Origin of the sequence: Corallococcus sp. CA049B (assembly GCF_003611685.1) — a bacterium.
Taxonomy (GTDB): Bacteria; Myxococcota; Myxococcia; order Myxococcales; family Myxococcaceae; genus Corallococcus; species Corallococcus coralloides.
This window is the reverse complement of the sequence record NZ_RAWC01000069.1, coordinates 1-24,989: the sequence shown is the minus strand read 5'-3', so window position 1 is coordinate 24,989 and position 24,989 is coordinate 1. Positions and strand designations below refer to the sequence as shown.

General features: G+C 66.8%; 22 protein-coding genes and 1 pseudogene. 16 read left to right on the top strand and 7 right to left on the bottom strand.

Translation table 11 applies throughout. From position 1 onward, the window contains the following. Nucleotide 1: 1 nt before the first annotated feature. Both D7W82_RS17580 and D7W82_RS17575 read right to left on the bottom strand, forming a co-directional pair. On the bottom strand, nt 2-1,495 hold the full coding sequence (locus tag D7W82_RS17580; RefSeq protein WP_120619458.1) for an ATP-binding protein: 1,494 nt from the start codon (nt 1,493-1,495) through the stop codon (nt 2-4). Further along, the gene (locus D7W82_RS17575; RefSeq protein ID WP_120619457.1) at nt 1,492-2,217 is read right to left on the bottom strand and encodes an ATP/GTP-binding protein; all 726 of its coding nucleotides are present in this window, start codon (nt 2,215-2,217) and stop codon (nt 1,492-1,494) included. Before D7W82_RS17575 ends, D7W82_RS17580 begins: the two co-directional genes overlap by 4 nt. 271 nt (nt 2,218-2,488) lie before the next feature. On the opposite strand from D7W82_RS17575, the gene D7W82_RS17570 reads away from it, so the two are divergent. The 11 genes from D7W82_RS17570 to D7W82_RS17525 all read left to right on the top strand — a co-directional run bounded on the left by D7W82_RS17570 (nt 2,489) and on the right by D7W82_RS17525 (nt 15,666). Next, on the top strand, nt 2,489-3,028 hold the full coding sequence (locus D7W82_RS17570; protein WP_120619456.1) for an N-acetyltransferase: 540 nt from the start codon (nt 2,489-2,491) through the stop codon (nt 3,026-3,028). Nucleotides 3,029-3,207: 179 nt separating this feature from the next. Continuing rightward, on the top strand, nt 3,208-5,076 hold the full coding sequence (locus D7W82_RS17565; protein ID WP_120619455.1) for a type IV pilus twitching motility protein PilT: 1,869 nt from the start codon (nt 3,208-3,210) through the stop codon (nt 5,074-5,076). Nucleotide 5,077: 1 nt separating this feature from the next. Then, nucleotides 5,078-6,184 carry a type IV pilus twitching motility protein PilT gene (locus D7W82_RS17560; RefSeq protein ID WP_120619454.1) on the top strand — a complete coding sequence of 369 codons (1,107 nt, stop codon included), beginning with the start codon at nt 5,078-5,080 and terminating at the stop codon, nt 6,182-6,184. A 112-nt stretch (nt 6,185-6,296) separates the two neighbouring features. Next, nucleotides 6,297-6,716, top strand: a complete 420-nt coding sequence (locus D7W82_RS17555) for a DUF5684 domain-containing protein (RefSeq protein ID WP_120619453.1) — start codon at nt 6,297-6,299, stop codon at nt 6,714-6,716. Nucleotides 6,717-6,938: 222 nt separating this feature from the next. Continuing rightward, complete coding sequence (locus D7W82_RS17550; protein ID WP_147439371.1) at nt 6,939-7,235, top strand: hypothetical protein; 297 nt, start codon at nt 6,939-6,941, stop codon at nt 7,233-7,235. Beyond that, a complete protein-coding gene (locus tag D7W82_RS17545) occupies nt 7,201-7,452 on the top strand; it encodes a hypothetical protein (protein WP_120619451.1) in 252 nt (83 codons plus the stop codon). The genes D7W82_RS17550 and D7W82_RS17545 overlap by 35 nt, the downstream gene beginning before the upstream one ends. 64 nt (nt 7,453-7,516) lie before the next feature. Then, nucleotides 7,517-7,786 (top strand): hypothetical protein, encoded by a 270-nt coding sequence (locus tag D7W82_RS17540; RefSeq protein ID WP_120619450.1) that lies wholly within the window; start codon nt 7,517-7,519, stop codon nt 7,784-7,786. Between the two features lie 327 nt (nt 7,787-8,113). After that, nucleotides 8,114-10,186 (top strand): SIR2 family protein, encoded by a 2,073-nt coding sequence (locus tag D7W82_RS17535; protein ID WP_158617685.1) that lies wholly within the window; start codon nt 8,114-8,116, stop codon nt 10,184-10,186. Then, on the top strand, nt 10,156-10,896 hold the full coding sequence (locus tag D7W82_RS40090; protein WP_147439370.1) for a hypothetical protein: 741 nt from the start codon (nt 10,156-10,158) through the stop codon (nt 10,894-10,896). Before D7W82_RS17535 ends, D7W82_RS40090 begins: the two co-directional genes overlap by 31 nt. After that, nucleotides 10,893-13,223 carry an ATP-binding protein gene (locus tag D7W82_RS17530; RefSeq protein ID WP_120619468.1) on the top strand — a complete coding sequence of 777 codons (2,331 nt, stop codon included), beginning with the start codon at nt 10,893-10,895 and terminating at the stop codon, nt 13,221-13,223. Before D7W82_RS40090 ends, D7W82_RS17530 begins: the two co-directional genes overlap by 4 nt. Before the next feature lie 385 nt (nt 13,224-13,608). Next, nucleotides 13,609-15,666, top strand: a complete 2,058-nt coding sequence (locus tag D7W82_RS17525; RefSeq protein ID WP_370451021.1) for a TonB-dependent receptor — start codon at nt 13,609-13,611, stop codon at nt 15,664-15,666. Here D7W82_RS17525 and D7W82_RS17520 read toward each other — a convergent pair. From D7W82_RS17520 to D7W82_RS17510, 3 genes are all read right to left on the bottom strand, one after another. Beyond that, the gene (locus D7W82_RS17520) at nt 15,620-17,617 is read right to left on the bottom strand and encodes an ATP-dependent DNA helicase (protein WP_120619449.1); all 1,998 of its coding nucleotides are present in this window, start codon (nt 17,615-17,617) and stop codon (nt 15,620-15,622) included. The genes D7W82_RS17525 and D7W82_RS17520 overlap by 47 nt on opposite strands. A 150-nt stretch (nt 17,618-17,767) precedes the next feature. Continuing rightward, on the bottom strand, nt 17,768-18,583 hold the full coding sequence (locus D7W82_RS17515) for a hypothetical protein (protein WP_120619448.1): 816 nt from the start codon (nt 18,581-18,583) through the stop codon (nt 17,768-17,770). Beyond that, nucleotides 18,580-19,581 (bottom strand): site-2 protease family protein, encoded by a 1,002-nt coding sequence (locus D7W82_RS17510; RefSeq protein ID WP_120619447.1) that lies wholly within the window; start codon nt 19,579-19,581, stop codon nt 18,580-18,582. The genes D7W82_RS17515 and D7W82_RS17510 overlap by 4 nt, the downstream gene beginning before the upstream one ends. Nucleotides 19,582-19,796: 215 nt before the next feature. Here D7W82_RS17510 and D7W82_RS17505 point away from each other — a divergent pair, with 215 nt between their 5' ends. The 3 genes from D7W82_RS17505 to D7W82_RS17495 all read left to right on the top strand — a co-directional run bounded on the left by D7W82_RS17505 (nt 19,797) and on the right by D7W82_RS17495 (nt 21,812). After that, nucleotides 19,797-20,144, top strand: coding sequence for a hypothetical protein (locus D7W82_RS17505; RefSeq protein WP_014400083.1), 348 nt, complete (start codon nt 19,797-19,799; stop codon nt 20,142-20,144). Between the two features lie 86 nt (nt 20,145-20,230). After that, nucleotides 20,231-21,052, top strand: a complete 822-nt coding sequence (locus D7W82_RS17500; protein ID WP_120619446.1) for a hypothetical protein — start codon at nt 20,231-20,233, stop codon at nt 21,050-21,052. Nucleotides 21,053-21,098: 46 nt separating this feature from the next. Next, the gene (locus D7W82_RS17495) at nt 21,099-21,812 is read left to right on the top strand and encodes an HAD family hydrolase (RefSeq protein ID WP_120619445.1); all 714 of its coding nucleotides are present in this window, start codon (nt 21,099-21,101) and stop codon (nt 21,810-21,812) included. 72 nt (nt 21,813-21,884) lie between these two features. Here D7W82_RS17495 and D7W82_RS17490 read toward each other — a convergent pair whose 3' ends face one another. Next, nucleotides 21,885-22,340 (bottom strand): transcriptional regulator, encoded by a 456-nt coding sequence (locus D7W82_RS17490; RefSeq protein ID WP_120619444.1) that lies wholly within the window; start codon nt 22,338-22,340, stop codon nt 21,885-21,887. Nucleotides 22,341-22,649: 309 nt separating this feature from the next. On the opposite strand from D7W82_RS17490, the gene D7W82_RS17485 reads away from it, so the two are divergent. Then, entirely contained in the window at nt 22,650-23,558 is a 909-nt protein-coding gene (locus D7W82_RS17485; RefSeq protein WP_304988730.1) for a lipid kinase, read from the top strand. Between the two features lie 11 nt (nt 23,559-23,569). Here the strand turns inward: D7W82_RS17485 and hrcA are convergent, their stop codons facing one another. Next, nucleotides 23,570-24,601 (bottom strand): heat-inducible transcriptional repressor HrcA, encoded by a 1,032-nt coding sequence (gene hrcA / locus D7W82_RS17480; RefSeq protein ID WP_120619443.1) that lies wholly within the window; start codon nt 24,599-24,601, stop codon nt 23,570-23,572. Nucleotides 24,602-24,806: 205 nt separating this feature from the next. Between hrcA and D7W82_RS17475 the strand changes: the two are divergent. Continuing rightward, nucleotides 24,807-24,989 (top strand): annotated as a pseudogene (locus tag D7W82_RS17475) (drug/metabolite exporter YedA); the annotation flags it as partial.

The following is a 24,989-nucleotide window of genomic DNA, read 5'->3' as shown; positions in this document are numbered from 1 at the left end:
GTCAGAAGCGGTCCGGCTCCGGCATGGGCGGCGCGGCGGACAGCCCGCCCTGCATGGGCGGGTGCAGCGGCAACTGGACGATGAAGCGCGAGCCGTGGCCGAACTCGCTCTCCACGCGCACCCGGCCGCCGTGGCCCTCCACCAGGCTCTTCACGATGGCCAGGCCCAGCCCCGCGCCGCCGAACTCGCGCGTGGAGCTGCCGTCCACCTGGTAGAAGCTCTGGAAGATGCGCTCGAACTCCTCGGCGCGGATGCCCACGCCGGTGTCCTCCACGCTGATGCGGTAGCCGGGCACGCCCAGCTCCTGCTGCATCGCCGCGTCCGACAGCGTCACCTTCACCCGGCCGCCCGCGGGCGTGAACTTCACCGCGTTGGCCAGCAGGTTCACCACCACCTGGCGCAGCTTGTCCAGGTCCCCGGCCAGCCGGGGCTGCGGCGTGTGCGGCAGCCGCACCTCCAGCTCCAGGCCCTTGCGCTGCGCCTGCGGCAGCACGCTGGAGACCGCCGTCTGGATGATGTAGCCCGGGTCCACCGGCGCCATGGACAGGCGCAGGCGCCCGGCTTCAATCTGGCTCAGGTCCAGCAGCGAGGAGATCATCGAGAGGAGCGTCTCGCCCTTCTCCACGATGGTGCGCACGTACTGGAGCTGCTCCGGGTTGAGCGGCCCCGCCAGCCCCTCCGCCATCATCTCCGAGTAGCCCAGGATGGACGCGAGCGGCGTGCGCAGCTCGTGGCTCACCGTGCCCAGGAAGGTGGACTTGAGCCGGTCCAGCTCCTTGAGCCGCGCGTTCGCCTGGAGCAGCCGCGCGTTCTGCGCCTCCAGCTCGCGGTGCACCTCCAGCGTGGACTCCAGATGCAGGTGCGTGGCCAGGTACGCCTTCTGCCCGCTGGCCACGAGCGCGCCCAGCACCTGGCCGAAGTGGCCCAGCACCTGCGCGGCGGTGCGCTCCGGCACGCGGCGCACGCGGCCCAGGAGCTCCTGCGCGCGCTCCAGGTCCAGCCCGTGGATGCTGGTGAGCGTCTGGGGGAAGTCCGTCAGCTCCTCCGGCGTGAAGGGCCCCAGGATGACCCGGCCCAGGAGGTCGCCGTCCCAGCGCACCGGCATCACCACGTAGCGCAGGCCGGTGAAGCAGGTGAGCGCGATGAGGCCCGCCGCTTCGGAGACGTCTCCGTCCGCCACGCGCCCGCCGGCCTCCGGCAGCACGGGGCCGTCCTTCACCCGGCCCACCATGGCGGTGCACGCGTGGCGGCCATCCGGGAAGGAGAAGACGTAGGCGCAGAAGTCGCCGTGGCCCACCTTCACGTCCGCCAGCTTGTTGCCGCGCGTGTCCAGCACCTTGATGCCCACGCGGTACAGGTCGCTGAACCCCTTCACCACCTCCGTGAAGGACGGCAGGTCCAAGAGGTCCCCCAGTGACAGCCGCCGCTGGAGCGCGGACTCGCGCCGGGGCGCGCTCGCGGTGTTCCGGGGTCCTCCGCCTGACGCGCCGTTCATGGCGCCCTCCCGCTCTCCCTGCCGCCAGGCATGGCGCCGGGGCCGTACCGCCCCTCCAGCGCCGTGCCGCACAGGTCGATGTGCCGGAAGATCTGCCCCAGGAATTCCTCTTCGCTCAGCCCCACGTTGCGCGACAGCTGCGCCCGGCCCTCCAGCGCGCGCCAGGCCGTCTGCACCACCGCGTGGAAGGTCTCCACCACGCCCTCGCCTCGCACGGCCACGGAGCCCACCACCGGCTGGTTTCCCCGGCGCTGCACCTCCGCCAGCTCCTCGTCCGTCAGGCTGTCGGGCAGGTCGCGCTTGTTGAACTGGATGACCACCGGCACCTGCGTGGGGTCCAGCTCCATCTCCCGCAGGTTCTCCTGCAGGTTGCGCCAGTAGGCGTTGTTCTCCTGCGCCGCGCCCCGCCGGCTGTCCGCGATGAAGACCACCGCGTCCGCGCCCTGGAGCACCACCCGCCGCGTGGCGTTGTGGATGACCTGCCCCGGCACGGTGAAGAGCTTCACCTTCACCTTGAAGCCCGTGGAGGTGGAGAAGAAGACGGGCAGCAGGTCGAAGAAGAGCGTCCGGTCGTCGTGGGTATCCACCGACAGGAGGCGCCCTCGCACGTCCGGCCGCGCTCGCGCGTGCAGCTTGCGCAAGTTCGTCGTCTTCCCGCTCAACCCGGGGCCGTAATAGACGATCTTGAGCGTCAGCTCGCGCTGGGCGTGGTTGAGTTGCAAGGGGCTTAAACTCGGACCGAGGGGGACCCGGACAGGGGTTTTATAATGGCCTCACGCTCCGCGCGGAAGGCCGCTCGCAGTCCAGACAGCGGAGCGGGACATGTCTTCCCGGAATGACGCTCCCGCAGGCGGCGTTTCGAGAACTTCCTGCTCCCCGCCTGGGAGGAGGACGTCTCCCCACACGGAAAACAGGACAATGCGCGCGGAATGATCGCGTGCATGGGTACGGGGGGACCGGTTAGGATCGCGGACGCGACGGAGGAGCAAGGCGATGACGATGAAGCAGGTGGACCCTGGCGTCGAGGTGGCGGCCCCCACGCCGGTGCTGGAAGGAGCGACGCTCCCCAACGATCTGGTGACCGGGGTCAAATTCGGTCCGCCCACCGACGAGGACCTGACCACGGTGTCGGCCCTGCGCGCCAACTCCGAGCCCTGGAAGGGGCGGGGTGAGACGCAGGAGGAGAGCCTCAAGGCCCTCACGCAGCTGAAGCCCTTCCTCCACGTGGGGCGGCTCCAGAATCAGGTGGTGGGCTACGTGACGGTGGAGCGCGACGGTCCGGTGCCGGGCGCGGCCTACCTGCGCAACATCGTGGTGAAGCCGGAGCTGCGGCGCCACGGCGTGGGCGCCATGCTGCTGGACAAGGCGCTGGACGTGGCGCGCGACATGTACCGCAAGACCATCGCCCTGCGCGTGGATCCGGCGAACGCGCCCGCGGTGGGCTTCTACCGCAAGGCGGGCTTCACCACGGTGGCCACGGTGGTCTCCAAGAAGTCCGGCAAGCTGCGGCTCCTGATGTCTCGCGAGCTGTAGTCCGCGGCCCCCCAACGCAATCGGTTGGACCCGACGGGAGGGGCCCTCGCACGGCCGCTCCCGTCGTGCGTTTGGGGCCATGCACCCAGGGTGACCTGGAGCGTGGCGGTCGACTATCCTCGCGGGAGTTTCCACCCCGCCGGGCCTGACGCACGGCAGCGGTGGGGCCTCCCCCCTGAATGAAACCGCTCGCGGAACTGCTGCGTCATCTATCGCGCCCTGGAATCACCGAGCTGGCCCTGGCCAGCGGCCGTCCTCCGATGGTGCGCGGCGCCAACGGCTACGAGCCCATTGATCCAGGCGCCCTCTCCACCGACGAGCTCGTGAAGGCCCTCCAGGCGATGGTGGGCATGGCGCGCGCGTCCACGGTGTCGGAGACACCGGTGCAGTGGACGGTGAACGCCACCGGACTGGGCTCCCTCAACATCGCGGCGGTGCGCCGGGGCGAGCTGATGAACGTGCGCCTCACGCGAGGCGCGGAAGGCGCGGCGACCGCCGCGGCTCCAGCAGCCACGGCAGCTCCGGCAACTGCGTCGGCCCCGGCGGCGCCCACGCGCACACCCTACGCGGGAGTGCCCGCCGTGTCCGCGCAGGCGCCCACGCGCACGCCCTACGCGGGAGTACCCGCAGTGTCCGCGCCCGTGGACGCGCGAGCCGCGCAGCCGGGTGTCATGGACGCGCGAGCCGCGCAGCCGGGTGGCCTGGGTACGGGAGCCGCCGCGCGCGGAGCTCCTGGCGGCGCGGCCTCCCACGCGGGGGCCTCCGCGGCTCACGCGGGTGCGGCGGCTCATCCAGGCGCGGCGGCCCATGCGGGCGCTCCGGCCCACTCCACCGCCAGCGCGAATCCTTCCGCGCGAGTCATCCCCATCGCGCGCTCGACCTCCGCTCCGGGCCGCGACCTGACCGTGCTGCTGGAGCAGGCGCGCAGCATGAACGCCAGCGACCTGCACCTGGTGGCCGGACGGCCTCCGCTGCTGCGCCTGGCCGGGGAGCTCTTGCCGCAGGACACGCCGCTGTCTCCGGAGACGGTGGAGCGGCTCCTGCTCCCCATCATCCCGGAGCGGCTGCGGCACGTGCTGGAGAAGGACGGCAGCGTGGACTTCGCGCTGGACTCCGAGGACACCGGCCGCTTCCGCGTCAACGTGTGCCGCCAGCGCACGGGCCTCAAGGGCACCTTCCGCGTCATCTCCCGCGAAATCCCCACCCTGGAGTCGCTGGGGCTGCCCTCGGACATCGCCAAGGCCACGCACCACCACCAGGGCCTCATCGTGCTCACCGGCCCGTCCGGCCACGGCAAGACGAGCACGCTCGCGGCGCTGGTGGACATCATCAACCGCGAAACCACGCACCACGTGCTCACCGTGGAGGACCCGGTGGAGTACGTGCACCCGCGCAAGCGCGCCCTCATCAGCCAGCGCGAGGTGGGCACCAGCACCCGCACCTTCGCCAGCGCCCTCAAGGGCAGCCTCCGCGAGGACCCGGACGTCATCGTCGTGGGCGAGCTGCGCGACACGGAGACCGTGCGCATGGCGCTCGCCGCCAGCGAAACGGGCCACCTGCTCATCAGCACCATGAACACGCCCAGCGCGGCGAAGACCATCGACCGGCTCATCGACCTCTTCCCGCCGGGAGACCAGCAGCAGGTGCGGCTGTCGCTCTCCAGCGGCCTGCGCCTCATCGTCAGCCAGCGGCTGATGCCCGCCGCGGACGGCAAGTCCCTGGTCGCCGCCGCCGAGGTGCTCACCGGCTCCGTGGCCCTGGGCAACCTCATCCGCGACAACAAGACGTATCAAATCCCCTCCCTCCAGCAGCGCGGCAAGTCGCTGGGCATCGTCCGCTTCGAGGACTCGCTCGCGGACCTGGCCCGCTCCGGCAAGGCGACGCTGGAGACGGTGAAGGGCTTCGCGGAGAACCCGGACGAAATCGAAGCCATGGTGACGGGCAAGCGCCCCGGCGCCGCTCCCACCGTGCCCCCGCCCGCCACCGCCCAGGAGGGCGCGCGGATGCTGTCCAAGGTGGGCTCACTGCTTGGCAAGAAGGGCGCCTGACATGACGGACACCCCTCGCATCGCCACCTGGTTCGACATCCTGCTCGACAAGAAGGGCAGCGACCTGCACCTGGGCGTGGGCTACCCGCCCCTGGGCCGCATCCGCGGCGAGCTCGTGCCCCTGCGCGAAGAAGCCCTCACCACCGGCGAGCTGGAGTCGCTGCTCTTTGAAATCTGCTCGCCCGAACAGAAGCGGCAGATCACCGAGGAGCTGGACCTGGACTTCGCCTACGGCTACGGCACCAAGGCCCGCTTCCGCGCCAACTACTTCTACCGGATGACCGGCATTGGCGCCGTGTTCCGCACCATCCCCAGCAAGGTGCTGTCGCTGGAGGAACTGAAGACGCCGGAGGTGGTGCGCAAGATGGCGGACCGCCGCAGCGGGCTGGTGCTGGTGACAGGCCCCACGGGCTCAGGCAAGTCCACGACGCTCGCGGGGATGATCAACCACATCAACAAGACGCGCCCGGCGCACGTGCTCACCGTCGAGGACCCGGTGGAGTTCGTGCACGAATCGCTCAAGTCCCAGGTCACCCACCGCGAGGTGGGCCCGCACGCCTCCAGCTTCGCCACCGCCATCCGCTCCGCCGGCCGTGAAGACCCCAACGTCATCCTCATCGGCGAGCTGCGCACCAACGAGACGATGAAGCTGGCGCTCCAGCTGGCGAGCTTCGGCGTGCTCGTCTTCGCCACGGTGCACACCAACAGCGCCCCCGCCACCATCGACCGCATCATCAACTCCTTCCCCGCGGACGAGCAGGGCCAGGTGCGCGGCATGCTCGCGGAGTCGCTGGCCGGCATCGTCGCGCAGCAGCTCATCAAGACCGCGGACGGCAAGGGCCGCGTCGCCGCGCTCGAAATCCTGGTGGGCAGCCCCGCCATCGCCGCGATGATCCGCGAGGGCAAGGTGTTCCAGATCGCCTCCAAGATGCAGGCGGGCCAGGGCCAGGGCATGCAGACCCTGGACATGCACCTGGAGCGGCTGGTGAAGGACGACGTCATCCTCCCGGAGGCCGCCCTGGAGAAAGCCCAGGACAAAGAGAATTTCGTGAAGGTCATCCAGCGACTGAAGCCGGACTGGCAGGTCCCGGAGACGCTGAAGGCCTGAGCGGCGGCGACAGTGGGGAAGGAATTTGCTTTCTCCCCCCGACTTCGCCTTTGTTCGGGAGTGAACTGGGACCCGCCCACCGGGCCGGGCCCACACTTCCGAGGGGGAAGTCATGGATGAGCAGCAGATTGAGATGATGCAGCAGATGCAGAGCCAGCAGGCGGAGGGCCCGGGGCTGGTGTTCTGGCTCTTCTACCTGGCGTTCATCGGCTTCATCATCGCCGGCATGTGGAAGACGTTCGCCAAGGCGGGCGAGCCGGGTTGGGCGGCCATCGTGCCCTTCTACAACATCTACGTGCTGACCAAGATCGTCGGCCGTCCGGCGTGGTGGGTGGTGCTGGCGCTCCTGCCGTGCGTGAACTTCATCGCGCTGTTCATCATCAGCATCGACATGGCGAAGTCGTTCGGGAAGGGCGTGGGCTTCGGCATCGGACTGGCGCTGCTCGGCCCGGTCTTCTACGCCATCCTCGGCTTCGGCGACGCGCAGTACCAGGGCCCGGCCGCCTCCGGCGGTGGCATGGCCGCGGCGTAGTTCCCCCCACGGCCTCCTGGCCGTGAACGGCGGCGGTGGAGTGGCCCTCCGGTCGCTTCACCGCCGTTCGTGTTTCATGGGTACGACGGCTCGGGTAGAGCCGGAGCATGGCCTCCGCTCCCCGTCCCTTCCGTGGGAGAGACCGTCTGATTCTACCAGTGGAGCCCTCACGACCTGTACGACCACGACGGCATCAACGAGTCCATCGTCGCGGTCCTCACCGTGAACGGGAAGCCGCGCCAGGTGCTCATCCATCCCGGGCGCACTGGCTACGTCTACGTGATGGACCGCACGACGGGGCAGGTGTTGTCCGCCACGCCCCTCGGCCACATCACTACCAACACCGGCGTGGACCTGAAGATGGGCCGCCTGCAGCCGGTAAAGGGCATGGAGACGGGCTTCGACAAGACGGTGCGCGGCCATCTGCCCCGCGTCGCCGGGGTCCAAGGACTGGTCGCCCTCCGCCTTCAACCCGGAGACGGGGATGCGCTACATCCCCAGCAACAACCTGTGCCATGACGCGCAGGGCTATGAGGCCAACTACATCGCGGGCACGCCGTATGTCGGAATGAACGTGAAGATGTACGCGGGGCCGGGAGGAAACCGGGGCGAGTTCATAGGCTGGGACGTGGCCGCCGGCAAGAAGGTCTTCGGCATCCCGGAGAAGTTCCCGGTGTGGAGCGGCGTCGTGGTGACGGCCGACCACGTGGCCTTCTACGGAACGATGGACGGCTGACTCAACGGACGGCTGACTCAACGCGGTGCACGCACGCACGGGCCAGGAGCTGTAGGAGTTCAAGGTGGGCAGCGGAATCATCGGCCAGCCCATCACCTTCCGAGGTCCGGACGGCAAGCAGTACGTGTCCGTGCTCTCCGGCGTGGTCGGCTGGGCGGGCGTCATCGTCTCCGGTGAGCTGAACCCTCGCGACGACAACATCGCCCTGGGCGTCAAGGACGGGGACACGCGCGCGACATCGCGGCGGATCTGGACACGCTGCGATGAAGCCTTTCCAGCCAACGCGCACTACGAGCGCGCCAATGTCACAGGCTCGCGCAATCAAGCCCAATAGGAACTAGTGCTTGTCGATCGCGCATCCCACTACGCGGCAGGTCACATTTAGAGGCCCCAATGCGACTCTGACCCTTATGACTTAAACCCACCCGGGGGCTGTCACGACCCACCCACATGGTTGGCTTGCACTGCCCACAAGGGACTACTTCGAAAGGTACCTGTCGCTAGCGCCAGCCCGACTGGCTGAGTACTCTCCACAGTCATGTCCGAAGCAAGTGCACTTTCAGTTGATATTGAGGGTGTAGGGCCCCAAAGACCTCAGACCTCAGCCATTTCCAATAGCGACAGTCTCGAAAGCAGACTCGACAGACTGTGTCGGCGAATCATGGATGGCCTATGCGTTCCGTTCCTTGGCGCTGGAATTAGCCTCTATGCGCCTCCCAGGCCAGAACACCAAGCCAGTGCGCCAACGATCAAGGCAACTGAAATCGCAGCCAACCTCGCACAAGCGTTATTCAAGCACCTCCCCACAGGATCAAGCCCAGTCTCAACTTGGCAACAGAACCTCCGAAGACTAGGTCTTGACTGTGCCAAACTGGACGACAACGGCCAAGGAATAATAGACAACAATCCAGACAAGAACGGGAAAACAAATCCCAAGACTCCATCTCTTGGCGAAGTCGCAGAGCTTTGCTGGTCTATCTTGACACCAGTAGGCACCTGCGAAGTCCTTCGCCTTGAAGACTGGAGCCAGCGACTACCAACGGCTGCACATCATTATCTCGCGACGCTCGTAAGAGAGGGCCTCATCACGGAGGTCCTCGGAACAAATTACGACGAGTTCGTTGAGGCATCCATCCGCGAGAGCTTTGGTAATGACAAGCCTCCTTCAGATCCAGCACCAGTCATCAGCGATCTAGAAAGCTACAGAACCCACATTGCCACACCAAGAAAAGATGGAACTCATCAATCCCTCGTAAAGGTTGTCAAACTAAACGGATGCGCCACCGCCTATCGTCGTGTCTCGGCCAATCCCAACGCCTCCCATGAGAAACGACAAGAGGCCGCACGCAAGATTGTACTAACCGAAGAACAACTCCAAGGCTGGGGAGACAAGCATTGGGCCAGAGAACTTCTCAATGACAGAGTAAGATCACAGACTCTACTCTTCATTGGCTTTGGAAATGCAGACCCAATAGTGCGACACCACTCCGTACAAGTGATTCGCGAGTTCCAAGAGCAGGCCACTTCAAGGCTAAACCGAGACGCACAATCCACACATAACGAGCGCCAGTGGAACGACCATAACAACGCGCCGTTTATTGCGGCATACGAGCGCGACCTTTCGTTCTACCAATACCAACTCCTAAGAGCGTTCCGCGACGCCCATGCCTCGCCAGCCACCGACAGCCACCAAGCAAGGCTGGATCACATTGCTAGCATATACGAAAACACCTTTCTCGGGGATGACAGCCAGCACCTACATCTAGGAAGCACACCTCCTCCCGAAGGACTAGCCGCCGATCTCTTTTTGGAGACACTTGCGACAAGATGCATCTGCCGTCTAGCAACGGAGCGTTGGTTTAACCGCGAAAGTCCGCTGCATTCGTATCTGCAAGGTGCCTTGGGCAATCCTCGCACAATTCTCGCAGAAATATGCAACACGCTATTTTCAGGCTCAATCAGCAATCCTCCTTTGTTTTCAAGCTGGCTTAGGCTTCGCTTACCCACGCGAACAGAACAAGAGTCAAGCCCCTGGGCGTTGGCCTGCTTTGCTCTGCGCTCCTCGAACCCGGGGCGGGCAGGATACCGACCGTTCCTAGATTCACCCATCAAGCAGCCAATGTTCGTTGTACTCCTTGCACTCGCAGCGAAGCGCGACCCAAATGGAGTACTGCAACTGCCTTCGGCCACGGCTCTAGCGCTCAATAGCGCGATGGGAACGGATACCGGCAGCAGTGCCGCCTCGAAATCACCATCTAGCTATCGACTAATCACTGAAGAGCCCGCCCAAGGCGTTCGCCGCGTTCTCGTAACATCGGACATAGACAGGCTCATTAGCCGACTAGAACACGACGAGGAGACAGCAGACAACCTCAACGCCATTCCCGATCACTCTATCATCATAGGATTGGGACGAGGCAATCTCACAGGAGCTTTTCGGCAACAACTTTGGGTAAAGGTGCGCCCATCCCAGCAGTCTCAAGCTACGGAACAGCCGCCTGCCCCCACTGAAGAAGATACCGCAGCGCACATCAAGCCAGGACAAGAGCATCGAGAAATGCGAGTTGTTCGAGAAATATATATTGTCGGTGATCTTGCGGCAATTCGCGGGGGCGGAGGGACATCTGTAGATCTTTCACAAGCGCAGGCAAACATCCAAACCCTATCAAGAACGCCCGAATCGTTCCTGGATTCAGACGAAGGATGGCGAAAGTACTGCCACCCTGCCCCATAGAACCGATGAACATACCACTAGAACTGGCCATCAGGTCGGTGTTCACGATTGCTGCCGAGAAAATACCCCATGTCGACATTTGGCAGCCCAATATAGAAAGTTCCGGAGGATTCCTGGAGCCCTCTGGGCGAACCATTCGCTGTCCACCCCGCCTCATGGGAGATGATGGGAACCTTTTGTTCGCCGTCGTCTACGCGCCGTCCATTGAACATCCACAAAAGACAGACACCCCCAGTCCCATTGTTCGGGACATCCGACTACTGGGAAACCTTCTCCAGCGTGCCGCGTCCGACTATGGGATGCATCGACTCCTGTTGATACTTGCGCTTCCTGACACCCTGGAATCTGGAGAGACCCTCGCATCGCAACTTGCCGATGCACGCTTCAAACTCGGTCAATTTCGAGTCATAACACTACCCCATCTAAATCAAGAATTCGCATCATTCGAACTAGCACTAAAGGAGAAGTTTGAACTATTCTCCCCGTTCCCTGAAAAAGCTTTTCTGCACAAAATAGAGAGTTCAGATCTGCCGACGTATGCAATCGGGGTACTTGCTTCAGGTGCCCACCAAAACAACCCATTCCGAACCCCGGTCGAATCTGACATTCAACTTTTTCTGAAACATGGCGACTGGCCAAACGCCACGTCATGGCCAGAGACAACAAGGGCACTCGACTCTATCCTCCTGCCCACAGGTAAAGCGCCATGACCGGTCGCCGTATATCAAGACTTGAGATCGAGAACTTCAAGGGCTTCAGCGACACAATAGATCTGAACTTCGATGCGGAGATCGTTCTACTTGTAGGTCCCAACGGCAGAGGCAAAACCAGTACAATTGAAGCACTGGAGCTTGCCGTCACTGGGAAAATCGGGAGGCGCATCGGAGGAAAGGAGGAGTTCGAGCTTCGCGACTTCATTCATTGCAATCGGAAGTCCGGCACGAGCACAGGGGAGGCGCGGATTCGCGCGACCTGGTCAGACGGAAGTGGAACAGACGAAACTACCATTCACAAATCATCCCAAAGTCCTATCTCATCAATCGGACCTTGGGCCGCCCTTCGAGCCAATGAGCTTGAAACTCAGTCGGAGCACGACCTTGTTCGCGCCTGCACCTTTCTCTACTCAGACTCACTTGGCAGCCTTGCAGGGCTCGACCTCGATTCCCGCCGAAAGGTAATCGACTTCTTCGTTCCAAGTTTTCCCGAACTGGACTCCCTTGCGGAAATAGAGGCTCAAAGGTTCTCTCTTGAAATCACAAGACGACTAAACGAAATCAAGGCAGAACTTCCCGATGTCGAAAAGATCACGAACCTTGAAGCACAGCGAGCACTGCTTGCCCAGCAGTCTTGGCAGGCTCTAGGCACAGCCGTATCCGCAAAGTTCGTCAAAGTGAACCGCACTCTAGTGGACCAAGCGCCGCTAAAAAGCGCGCTAAAAAAAATCTGCACTCACCTTGGACTTGAGGCCTCGCAAGACGGTGATTACCAAGACACTCTGGAAAGGATTTACAAGGCCGCTGAGACACGTGCATCTGAAGCATCCCACCTAGATTCATCAGAGACTGAGGTACACGACTCGCCAACACCCCGTTGGCTCAAACTTCAAGCAGCTTTCCGCGACCTAGAAACAAATCTTCCCAAAGAGCACGCTGACCGCCGCGCTCTGTTGCTCAAACAATCCGAACCAAGAGATAGACTCCTTGGGGATATCGTCGAACTACAGCACATTCGGGCAGCCAAGGAGTCAGAGCAATCAAGTTTGGCGCGCAGCATCGCCACCATATGGCAGCCAGGCCAGGAGGTGCGACTGCATAGCAGCTCAGCCCATATGGGCTTAGGAACGCTGGCTGTCCTCGCAACACTTTCCAACGAAGACAACGCAGCCACACTTCCATCGTTTTGGTCGGATATTGGCCTCCCCATGCCAAATCACGATCTCTTTCACCCACACTTAATCGCCGAGTCAAAGCGTCTAGAGGAACTTAGATCAAGGCACACAACAGTCAGCATTGAGCTGAGCGAACTCAACAAGAAGCTCTCCGATCTCAACGCCCTGGACAAAATTAACTCACTGTTTTCTCACCTTGGGCAACTCTGGACTGAGAATGAGATATCGACTCAACTGCCCCATACTCCAGAGGGCATTGTTGATCTTGATGCAGTTCGCACAAGACTCACTTCAAGTACGGCCCCGTCAATTGTGAGCGAAGTCCCGCCAGCGCATAGTCCGAAGGAAGACTGGGCATCCGTAGCGCGTGCATTCTCCACCTGGGCAACCGTTCGCGCGGACGTAAATCGAGCCACGGCACAGACATTAGAGCAGCAGCACCTAGACAGCGCACGCAAGGAAGTCGAGAAAGCTCAAGACATCATCGACCACATTGCCAGCAACAAGCGCGGATGCTTCAAAGATGTATTCAGGACCAACATCATCGAACAACGTTACGAGCGAGACCTCAACAAGTCGATGAGACAAATTTTAAGATGGTACGCCCATCGCCACGACGTTGTTGAGCACGCACGAATTGAGTTTCAGCGACATGGACCTCTTCAGGTTCGAATCGGACCAAAAGATGGCATTTCAACCGGCATCTCAAGTCTCTCAAGATCGCAACTAACATCACTAGCATTTGGTCTTGCAATAACAGCAAACCTTGGACAACCCAAGCTTCCTACCGAATTTCTATGCCTAGACGACGTCTCAGATGCATTTGACCTCGACAATCTAGCCGCAGACGCCGCCATGCTGCGGCTCCTTGCTTATGGGGCAACCGATTCGAGCAGTCATGGCCGCCGACAATTGATTCTCACCAACCACAACGACCATCTAACAAACAGAATTGTGCCTTTGCTTCGTCCCCCGGCCGGTCGACGGATGCGAGTCATTGAGTTTGTCGACAACGGCCACGACAAATCTATCAAGACAAGGCAATGGGAGGTAATTGGTGAACGCCAAACTCGCTGGGAGGGACGATCGCCTCTTCGGGCTTTGCTTCCAGCCATCAGCCTGGGGGCTACTTCTTCACCCAATCCATGAACTCCCTATGCAATCAGACTTGTTTTTATATTTCGTATTAAATCTGACCCGAAGGGATAGGCGCACGGGTTCCTCAAGACGCGCCTTGCGCCTCCAGCCTGGGGATACCAAGTCAAACACAACTCGCACCGAAGTCTGACATCCAGTAGAGCAAGGTGTGATGCTCAACCTGAATGCGTCTTTTCGTCCGTCGCGATCAAACCGGAGTCCTCCATCCCGAGGCTTTTTGGCAAGTCTCGGGATATTGATTTTATCGCCAGTTGTGGCTACAGCACATAGCGGAAGCAATGGGATACTTGTCGCCCCTGATATCGAGGGTGCTGCGGACCAAGCCGGAGCTGCGCTCTTCAGTGCCGCCACGCCGGAATCCGCTCTCTCGCCCGCTATGACAGCGTCAGCGTCCGACGGTGTGGATCCTTCTCCGGGCACGAGCACCGTCGTCACCGCCACGCGCCTGCCGCGTCCCTTGCGCGACGTGCCCGCCACCACGGTGGTGATTCCCCGCGCGGAGATGGAGCGCAGCCCCACGCTCACGCAGGACGCGCTCATCCGCACGCTGCCGTCCGCGGCCACGTTCCGCCGCACGCCATCGCTGGTCGCGGACCCCACCGCGCAGGGGCTCAACCTGCGCGGGCTCGCGCCCTCCGGCGTGGCGCGTGGGCTCGTGCTGCTGGACGGGCTTCCCTTCAACGACCCCTACGGCGGCTGGGTCTTCTGGCGCGCCCTGCCCCGCCTGGGCCTGGACCGCATCGAGGTCGTCCCCACTGGCGGCTCCGCGCTCTATGGCAGCGCCGCGCTGGGCGGCGTGGTGCAGCTGTTCTCCCGGCCCATCACCGGCCCGGTGCTCGACGCGGATGTGTCCGTGGGCAACCTGGGCACCGGCTTCGCCGCCGCGCGCGTCGCGGACCGCTGGGGCCGCGTGGGCGCCTCACTGGAGGTCGAGGGCCTCACCAGCGACGGCTACCGCATCGTCCCCGAGAGCCAGCGCGGCCGCATCGACGGCGACACCCCGTCCAACCACGTCAGCGCGCAGGCGCGCGTCGAAGCGGCGGCCACCGACCACCTCTCCCTCTCCGCTCGCGCGGGCGTGTTCCGCGAGACGCAGAACGGCGGCACCCGGTACACCGTGGCCAGCGTGGACCTGGCGTGGTTCGCCGCGAACGCCCGCCTCCGCACGGACGCCGCCGGCACCTTCGAGCTGGGCCTCTTCGGCCGCACCCAGCACTTCGCCCAGGACCGCGCCCGCGTCACCCCGGACCGGAACTTCGAGGCCCGCTCCGCCCTCCAGGACGTGCCCGCGAACGACCAGGGCGGCTCGCTCGTCTGGACCGGTCCGGAGCTGACGCTGGGAGGAACCCACGTGCTCGCCGCGGGCGTGGACGTGCGCCGCGCCCACGGCAGGGCCGACGAGCTGCTCTTCCCCGCCACGTACACCGCCAGGACGCTCTACGCGCGCAACACGCAGGGCACGCAGCGGTCCGGCGGCGTCTTCGTGCAGGACCTCTACACCGTGTCCCCCGCGCTGGAGTTCGCCGGCACGCTGCGCTGGGACACGTGGCGCAACCTCGACGGCAGCCAGCTGGAGAGCTTCGCGAACGGCACCGCCACCTTCACCGAGTTCGAGCCCCGCACCGCGAGCCAGCTCAGCCCGCGCCTGGCCGCGCGCGTGCGCCCGCTGGAGTGGCTCACCCTGCGCGCCTCCGCGTACCGCGCCTTCCGCGCCCCCACCCTCAACGAGCTCTACCGCCCCTTCCAGGTGGGCACCGTCCTCACCGCCGCGAACCCGGACCTGGGCGCCGAGCGCCTCTGGGGCACCGAGGCGGGCGTGGAGGCCACCGGCCCTCGCGGGCTCACCGGCCGCGTCACCGGCTTCTGGAACGTGCTGGACGCGCCCGTCACCAACGTCACCCTCGCCACGCCCCTGCCGGACGGTGCCACCCGCCAGCGCCAGAACCTGGGCCGGGCCCGCGTGCGCGGCGTGGAGCTGGGCGCGGACTGGCGCGTGTCGCGGCAGTGGACCGCGCTCGCCGCCTACACCTTCGTGGACCCCGTCGTCACGCGCGCTCCCGGGCAGCCAGACCTCGTGGGTCGCCAGCTCCCGCAGGACCCCAGGCATCGCGGCTCGCTCGCGGTGACCTTCGACGACCCGTCCATCGTCTCCGTCACCGCGCAGCTGCGCGTGTTCGGCCCGCAGTACGAGGACGACCTCAACACGCGCGGCATGGGCGGCGCGGCGGTGGTGGACCTGTTCGTGAGCCGCCACCTCTTCTGGAAGGTGGACGCCTTCGGCGCGGTGGAGAACCTCTTCGACCGCCAGTACCTCGCGGGCCGCGCGGGCGTGGACACCCTGGCCCCGCCCTTCCAGGCACGCGTGGGCCTGCGCCTGCGCGACGTGCTCAGCGAATCGAGCGCACGGGCGGCACCGGGCGCACCGGGCCGTTGAACCAGCGGCTCAGCTCCGTCGTGTCCTCCATCCGCTTCGCGGGCGGCAAGCTGGAGAGGAACACGCGGCCGTAGCCCTTGGTCACGATGCGGCGGTCCAGCATCGCCACGATGCCCCGGTCCGCCTGCGTGCGGATGAGCCGCCCGAAGCCCTGGCGCAGCGCCAGCGCCGCCTGCGGCAGCTGGTACTGGTCGAACGGCTCCTCGCCGCGCGCTTGAATCTGACGGATGCGCGCGGCCACCAGCGGGTCGCCGGGCGACGCGAACGGGAGCCGGTCGATGATGACCAGGCTCAGCGCGTCCCCGGGCACGTCCACGCCCTCCCAGAAGCTGTGCGCCGCGAAGAGCACGCTGGGCGTCTGGCGGAAGGCATCCAGCAGCTGCTGCTTGGGCCGCTCTCCCTGGAGCAATGCTTGATAGGGCAGCCGCGTCGCCGTCAGCTCGTACGCGCGCACCATGTTGCGCAGCGACGTGAAGAGCACGAACGCGCGCCCGCCCGTCACTTCACACAGCTGGATGATCTCCTCCGCCGCCGCCTCGATGAAGCCCGGGGCGCTGGGGTCCGGCAGGTGCGTGGGCAGGTACAGCGCGGACTGGCGGGGGAAGTCGAACGGGCTGGGCACCGCCAGCGTGCGCACGCGCGTCACGGGCTGGCCCTCGTCGTCGTACATGCCCATGCGCTTCGCGAAGAAGTCGAAGCGGCTGTCCGCCGCGAGCGTCGCGGAGGTGAACACCACCGTGTCCAGCGCGCCGTAGAGCCGGTCGCGCAGCTCCTTCGCCACGTCTATGGGGCTCGCGCGCAGGAACAGCCCCTTGCCGCGCGCCTCCGCCCAGTACACGTGGTCCGCGGACTCGGACTTCTCCAGGAAGCTGAGCTGCTCCGCCATCTCCTCCGCGCGGCGGTGGATGGCGGCCAGCTCCGGCTCGCGCTCGCTGCCCGCGAAGGACGCCAGCGCGGCCAGGCCTTCGCGCACCTGCTCCAGCGCGCCGGACAGCTTGCCCATCGTCTCCGGGCGCAGGGCCACGGTGGACTCCTGGCTGGACATCCCCAGCGCGCGCGGCGCCTGGAGGAACAGCGCGTCCGCGTGCGAGCGCACCCGCTGGGCCAGCGCGGAGAGCGTCGCGTGCCGCTCATCCTTCGCCTGCAGGGCCGCCACCGCGTCGCGCGACAGCTCCTCCAACCGGTAGTTGGACACGCTGCACCCGAAGTGGCCGCTGGCCGCGTCCTCCAGCGCGTGCGCCTCGTCGAAGACGACCGCGTCGTAGAAGGGCAGCACCCCTTCCGTGCGCTTGCCGGAGCTGCGCAGCGCCAGGTCCGCGAAGAACAGGTGGTGGTTCACCACCAGCAGGTCCGCGGCCTCCGCGCGCTTGCGCATCCGCGTGACGAAGCACGTCTCGTACATCGAGCAGCGCGAGCCCAGGCACGTCTCCGACGTGGTGGACAGCCGCGACCACGCGGCGAAGGACTCCGGCAGGTCCAGCTCCGCCCGGTCCCCCGTCTCCGTCTGCGTCACCCACTTCTTGAGCAGCGGCCACTGCTTCGCCTCTTCGCGCGAGACGAACTGCGGGTCCTTCTCGAAGGACTCGTAGCGGTGCAGGCACAGGTAGTTGCCGCGCCCCTTGAGGTACGCCGCCTCGAAGCGCAGCCCCAGCTTCTCGCTGAGCAGCGGCAGGTCCTTGAAGAACACCTGGTCCTGCAGCGTCTTCGTGGCCGTGGACACCACCACCTTGCGCCCCGACAGGAGCGCGGGCACCAGGTACGCCAGCGTCTTGCCCGTGCCGGTGCCGGCCTCCGCCAGCAGGTAGCTGCCTTCGGAGAAGGCCCGCTCCACGGCGCGCGCCATCTGGAGCTGCTCCGGGCGGTGCTCGTACGCGGGCAACGCCTCTTCCAGCGCGCCACCAGGCCCCAGCAGGCTGTCGACAGAGAGAGGACGGGGCGCGGGCGCGGACATGCGGCGGTTCGGGGGCAGGAGGACTGAAAAGGCGGCCCCGCAGGATAACAGCGCCCGGCGCCCCCCGCGCGTTCCCTGACGCACTCCTGAAACCCCGTCCCCCGCCCGCCCGGGAAGCGGGCCGGCCAGCGCTCCGGCCTGGCCTGCCGCCTAGAAGGACCCGCGCATCATCTGGACGAGCACCAGCAGCATGACCAGGGACACCACCAGCACGACGCCCATCACCGCGGTCTTCACCTTGCGCCCCAGCGCCGGTGACGGTCCGTCGGAGGCGAGCGTCGTCGCCATCGTCACCCGGCGCACCACCTCATCCCGCCCGCGCAGCGCCTGGGCGTCGTTCGGCGCCCGGGCGAGCCGCATGCGGTACAGCCGGCCCACCATGGCCATCTCGCCCCGCATCATCCCCTGGGACAGCAGGCGGTCGTGCGCGTCCCAGTCGTGCCAGGTCTCCAGCAGCCCGCGCCACTCCCGGGCCATGGCTTCGGAGGGCTGGTGCTCGTCCGGGATGAAGTTGGCGTAGACCAGTCCGCACGCGGAGCAGGACCCGGCGTCGTCGCGAATGGGCGCCACGCACTTGGGGCAGTGGCCCGGCGGCGCCTGGAAGAGGTCTGCGTCCAGCGCGAGCGGGGCCTCGGCGGGCGCATCCGGACGCACCACCCGCAGCGCGGTGACGCTGGGCCGCTGGGGGACCACGGGGAGCTCCAAGGCGGGCGCCAGAACGGGCTCCACGACGGGCGCCAGGACGGGCTCCGGCGTGGGCGCCGCCACCGCGGCGGTGTCGCCTCCACGCGCGCCCGGCTCCTCCGTGCGCCCGGGCACCGGCTTCGGGGAGGCCGGCTTGGAGAGGGAAGGCGCCGCCCGCGTCCACGCGCCGCACGCCGGGCACGCCACGGCCAGCGCGTGGTCCTCCAGGACGTAGGTCTCCACCTTGACCAGCCGATCGCAGCCTTCGCACTGGTACTTCATGACCACACCTCTCGCAGGGGGACGGGCATCGCGCACCCTACCAGCGCCAACAGGCACAGCGCGCAGATGACCTTGCGCGAGGTGCTCAGGGGCTCCTCCGGCCGCAGCACCTCCGGGTGGCCGAAGCCCACGACCTTGCTCGCCACCACCAGCCACAGGCCCCACGACGCGGTGACGAACACGGTGAGGAAGAGCAGCACCGCCGCCACGCCCTGGCCCACCTGGCGGGCCCGGGGCCCCAGCACCGCGAACGTCAGGTGCCCGCCGTCCAGCTGCCCCACCGGCAGCAGGTTGAGCAGCGTCACCAGCAGGCCGAACCACGCCGCCATCACCACCGGGTGCACCACCACGTCCTTGCCCTCCGGCAGGGGGCCCAGCGCCAGCCACGTCAGCGCCTTCATGACGAGGTTGTCGCCAAAGAGCGTCTGGTGGCTCGTGTAGACGGGCTCCATGGCGGGCGGCGCCTGCGTCAGCTTCTCCATCACCCAGCGCAGCAGCTCCTGCCCCAGCACCCACAGCGACGACTCGCCGGGGAACGCGGACGGCACCGGCGGCGAGTCCACCACCGTGGAGTGCAGCAGCCCCCAGTAGAGCAGCGGCAGCGCCACCACCAGGCCCGCCAGCGGCCCCGCGGCGCCAATGTCCACCAGCGCGTTGCGCGTGGGGATGCGCCCGCGCAGCCGGATGACCGCGCCCAGCGTGCCCAGGCTCCCCGGCACCGGCAGCGGGATGAAGTACGGCAGCGACGTGTCCACCCGGTGCCACCGCGCGAGCACGTAGTGCCCCATCTCATGCGAGCCCAGGATGGCCAGCAGCGACCCGCTGAAGAACAGCGCCTGGGTCCGGTCCTCCTCGAGCAGCCCGGCCCCGCTGAACGGGAACGAGCGGCCAAAGAGCAGCAGGTACGCAAGGAACGTCGTCCCCAGCGTCACCGCGAAGAGCAGCAGGTGCAGCCAGACGCGGGCCGGGGCGGGACGTGGAACGGAAGCCGGGTGCATGCGCGAAGATGCCTCACGTCCGCGAGAGGGGCGACCGGTTCCGCGCCTCCCGGTGGATGAAGTGTCCAACAGAACTCGGAATAACCCGCCCCGGGTCCTTGACTTGAAAAAGCCTTCTGCTACGAACCGCGCCGCTTGAGGCTTTACCGACCGGCGGAGTGCCCGTTCGGGCCGCTCCGTCACCATCCAAGCCACCGTCAGTTGGGGAGATAACCATGAAGAAGTTCATCCTGTCCGCCGTTGCCGCCGCCTCCCTCGTGGGCTGCACCAGCGTCGAGTCCGCCATCGTCTCCGGCTCCGAGATCGCCGCCAACGGTGAGGCCGTGGCCGTCATCCAGGGCAGCTCGCTGGGCCTGACCGCCATCTTCCACATCATCGACATCGTCCAGAGCGACCTGGACACGGTGGTCAACCGCCTCCTCATCACCGAGGCGAAGGCCATGGGCGCCTCCAAGGTGGACCTGAAGTCGGCGAGCACCACGCCCCGTCACGGCATCTTCGCCCTGTTCGGCACCATCATCGGCATCACCAGCTCCTCCGCGACCGGCGTGGCGGTGAAGTAGTCCGAAGCTGCCTCCTCACCGAGGCAGTCCGAAGGCCCCCTGGGAACAGCGGGGCCTTTTCCATTTCCAGCTCCCGAAAGTCCCCCATGCGCGCCCTCCTCCTCGTGCCCCTCGTGGGCGTCCTCGCGTGCCGTTCGTCTTCGTCCGGAGGCGCGAACGACGCGGAGCTGATGGCCCAGGTGCGGGAGAAGCTGGCCGCGCGCGACGCGAAGCTTGGGGCCTACCAGTTGGAGGGCACCCAGACGGAAGGGGACACCGCCTCCGCGGGCTTCACCTTCGCGTACCGCGCGCCGCAGAAGATGCGCGGCACCGTGTCCGCGCCCCAGGCCCGGCAGGTGTGGTGGGACGGCAAGCACCTGTACGAGCAGGTGGAGGCGACGAAGCAGTTCACCACCTTCACGTCCCAGGTCTCCGCGGAGAAGCTGTCCGCGTTCCTCACCGAAATCTTCACCCCCTTCGTGCCGGACGGCTTCCGCGCGCCGCTGCTCCTGCGCAGCACGAAGGCGAAGCGCGTCACCGGCCTTCCCCAGGCGAAGGAGGCCGTGGAGCTGACCATGGCGCTGGAGGGCGAGGCGGGCGGCGGCGTGGAGGTGACGTACGTGCTGCGCTGGCCCTCGCTGGACTTCCTGGCCAAGAAGACGCGCGCGCCGGACGGCACCCGGGCGGAGGTGCGGATGGAGGAGGAGCACTGCGACACGGCCCTGGGGCTGTGCGTGCCCCGGAAGCTCACGCGCTGGCTGGGGGACGCGAAGCAGGGGGAGACGGTGCTGTCGAAGGTGGACCTGAAGACGCCGCTGCCCAACGACGCCTTCACCCCCGCCGCTCCGGAGGGATACAGCGTGCAGACCCGGACACTCGTGGACAGTGAAGCGCAGGAGAGTGGACCGAAGTCACCCACCGGCGGTTGACCGGCACGTCGCCCATCGCCACCTTGGCTGCGGAGGTTTGCCGCGCATGGTCGAGAACGTCATCTTCGACGTGGATGGGACGCTGGTGGATTCCGTGGACGAGCACGCCGAGGCCTGGCGCCGGTCGTTCATCGAGTTCGGGCGGGACATCCCGTTTGCCCACGTGCGCAGCCAGATTGGCAAGGGCGCGGACCAGCTATTGCCCGTCTTCTTCAACGACGAGGAGCTGGAGCGCTTCGGCAAGGACCTGGAGGAGGACCGCTCCGCGCGCTTCAAGCGCGAGTTCCTGCCCAAGGTGCGCGCCTTCCCGCGCGTGAAGGAGCTGTTCCAGCTCTTGCGCAAGCGCGGCCGCAAGATTGCCCTGGCCTCCAGCGCCAAGGACGACGAGCTCAAGCGCTACGTGGAGCTGTGCGGCATCGACGGCCTGTTCGAGGCGAAGACGGCCAAGGACGAGGTCGACAAGAGCAAGCCGCACCCGGACATCTTCGAGGCGGCGCTCGCGAAGCTGGGCAAGCCGGACCCCGCCACGGTGGTGGTGGTGGGTGACACGCCCTACGACGCGCTGGCCGCGGGCAAGCTGCACCTGGCGTCCGTGGGCGTGCTGTGCGGCGGCTTCCGCGCGGAGGACCTGCGCACGGCCGGCTGCCGCACGCTGGTGAAGGACCCCGCGGAGCTGCTGCGCCGCCTGGAAGCGGAGCCCGAAATCTGGCCCTGGGACGAGGCCTCACGAGACACCTCCAAGGACGAGGAGTCGCGCTGAAGCCCGTGACGGGGTGAAGGCGTCCCCGGCGGCCACGGAAGAAGCGTGGCCACCGGCGGAGCCCGTTGGGAGCTATTTGCGCGAACCGCCCCGCTTCGCGCGTGAACGGGACGCCGCGCTCTTGCGAGCCGTCCCCCGGCGCGCGGTGCTCTTGCGGGCCGTGGAGCGCTTGCCGGCGGTGCCGGTGCGCGAGGTGGCCTTGCGGCCGGTGGTGGTGCGCCGGGCCCGGGTGGGCGCGGCCTTCTTGCGGCTGGAGGGGGTGCTCTTCTTCGCGGTGGCGGCGCGGCGCTTGCCACCCACGCGTCCTGCCTTGCGCGCGTTCTTGCGGGCCGCGGGGCGCCGGCGGGCCGCCTTCGCCTTGCTGCCGGAGCCGCCCTTCACGCCACCACCGGTGAGCTTGTTCACGGTGGCCCACGCGCGGGCCTCCGCGGTCTTCTCGCTGGTGCCCTGGTCCTCGTAGCCCTTCTCGATGTGCTCGGCCATGCGCTTCTGTTTCGCTGAGTACTTGCTCTTGCTTCCTCGTGCCATTCAATCCCCTCCTGGAGAACGTCCCGGCGCGGGTCCGAGGCACGGAGTCCGCGTCGCCTGGAAGGTGAACACGCCTGGCCAGGGAGGGAACCCGCGGGCCCCCTACCCCTGTCCACCCGTGGAACCTCTCCGCGCGCGGGAGGTGGGGAATGGACAGTGCGCCTGCCCTTTCCGCGTGGGTCCCGCTGGTGCCTTGAGGCGGTCGTGCGCAGCTTGGAGGCGCTGCACTCAAAGCCGAGGCTTCCTCTGGAACCCGCACTCAACGCGCCTCCGCGCCTTCGTCACCTGGACGAAGGGCCCGCGGTCCTGGTGGTGAATACGCGCTCGCGCTCGGGGCGCGACGCCTTCGAACACGCCCGTGAGCTGCTGGCCGCCCACGGCATCCCGCTCATGGCCGCGCACGCGCTGACGCGGCCCAAGCGCCTGCGCAAGGTGGTGGAGGAGGCCATCGCCCAGGGGGCCCGCCGCGTCCTCGTGGGAGGAGGCGACGGCACCATCAGCTGCGCGGCGCAGGCCCTGATGGGGCGCGACGTGACGCTGGGCGTGGTGCCGCTGGGCACCGGCAACGACTTCGCCCGCTCGCTGGGCATCCCGGACACGCTGGAGGCCGCGTGTGACGTCATCGCGGGCGGCTACACGGCGCGCGTGGACGTGGGGCTCGTCAACGGGCGGCCCTTCCTCAACGCCGCCAGCCTGGGGCTCACCACCGCCATCGCGAAGCGGCTCACGCAGGAATTGAAGCAGCGCGCCGGCAAGCTGGCCTACCCCATGGCCGCCGCCGCGGAGATGCGCACGCTGCAGCCCTTCCACGTCCGGCTCCAGGCGGAAGGCCAGACCCTGGAGGTGGACGCGCTCCAGCTGGTGGTGGGCAACGGCCGCTACCACGGCGCGGGCAACATGGTGGCGCCGGACGCGACGCTGGACGACCGCCGCTTCCACGTCTACGCCATCACCGCGCCCTCCGCGGCGGACGGCGGGGAGCGCACGGGGCTGGGCCACCTGCAGGACGTGGCCACGCTGGCGCGCGTGGCGCTGGGCATGCGGAGCGGCGGGCACCTGGAGCACGAGTCCGTCGTGCACCTGCACGCCTCCCGGCTCGTCGTGGAGACGGACCCGCCCATGGAGGTGAACGCGGACGGGGAGAACGTGGGCATGACGCCCATGCGCTTCGAGGTGGCCCCCGCGGCGCTGCGCGTCTACGCGCCCGCGCCGCAGTAGGGCTCCGCTCGCTACACCTTCTCCAGCACGCTGGAGAGCACCTGGGCGGTGAAGTTCACCAGGGGAATCACGCGCCGGTAGTCCATGCGCGTGGGCCCGATGACGCCCACCGTGCCCAGCACCGCCTCCGCCGTGCCGTAGGGGCTGGCGATGACGGTGACGTCTCCGGCGGCGGAGAACTCGCTCTCCGCGCCGATGAAGACGTGCATCTCCTTCGTGCGCTGCACGCGGTCCAGGAGGTGCAACAGCTTGTGCTTCTCATCCAGGGCGCGGAACAGCGCGCGGATGCGCTCCACGTCCGCGAACTCCGGCTGCTCCAGGAAGGAGCCGGTGCCTTCGATGAGCACGCGCTCCGGCGTCTGCAGGTCGGTGGCGGCGGCGCCCAGCTTGAGGGCCTTGGCGGTGAGCGCGTTGTAGAGGGCCTGCTCCTGGTCCATCTCCGCGCGGATGCGCTCGCGCGCCTCCTCCAGGGGCACCTGGTGCAGCAGCTCGGAGAGGTAGTTGCTGGCCTTCATCAGCTCGTCGGACGTCACCGGGAAGTCCACGGTGAGGGCCTTGTTGTGCACCTGGCCGTTCTGGCCCACCAGGATGGCGAGCACGCGGTTCTCGCGCAGGCGCAGGAACTCGATGCGCTGGAACACGGCGGCGTCGGGGCGGGGCGTGAGGACGACGCCCGCGTGGCGCGTGAGCGAGTGCAGCACGCGGCTGGCCTCCGACAGGATGTCGTCCAGGCTGGACTCGTGGACGAGGCCCGCGTGGATGAGCTCGCGGTCGCGAGGCGCGGGGTCGCGCAGCTTCACCAGGGTGTCCACGTAGAAGCGGTAGCCCCGGTCGGTGGGCACGCGGCCGGCGGACGTGTGGGGCTTCTCCAGGAAGCCCAGGGCCTCCAGGTCGGCGAGCACGTTGCGCATGGTCGCGGAGGACACTTCGAACTCTCCGCGGCGCGTCAGTTGCTGACTGCCGACCGGGCCGCCCGTGGTGATGTACTCCTGCACCACGGCCCGGAGGACTTCCTTCTCGCGCTCACCCAACTCGTCGGGCATTCCCGCTCACGCTCCGGAAGTCCGTCGGCCCGACCTCCGGGCCTCCATGCCTCCTGTAGAATTCTAAAAGGGACGCCCGGGGCATTCAATTGGGAGGGGCCCTCCGGAGGGCAGGCAGGCGGGGCGCTGGTCCGCCGGCCCGGGTGGCGGGTACGGCAAAGCGCACATCGCACGCGAGGGAGGCGGGGGTTACAAGGCCGCCGCCGTGACGACCGCGACCGCGACCCCCGACCTCTCCGAGCCCGCACCCCACCGGGGCCGCCTGCTGTTCAGCCTCTTCGCGCTCTACGTCATCTGGGGGTCGACCTACCTGGCGATGCGGTTCGCGCTGACGGGTTTTCCGCCGTTCCGGATGGCGGGGATGCGCTTCCTCCTGGCGGGCGGGCTG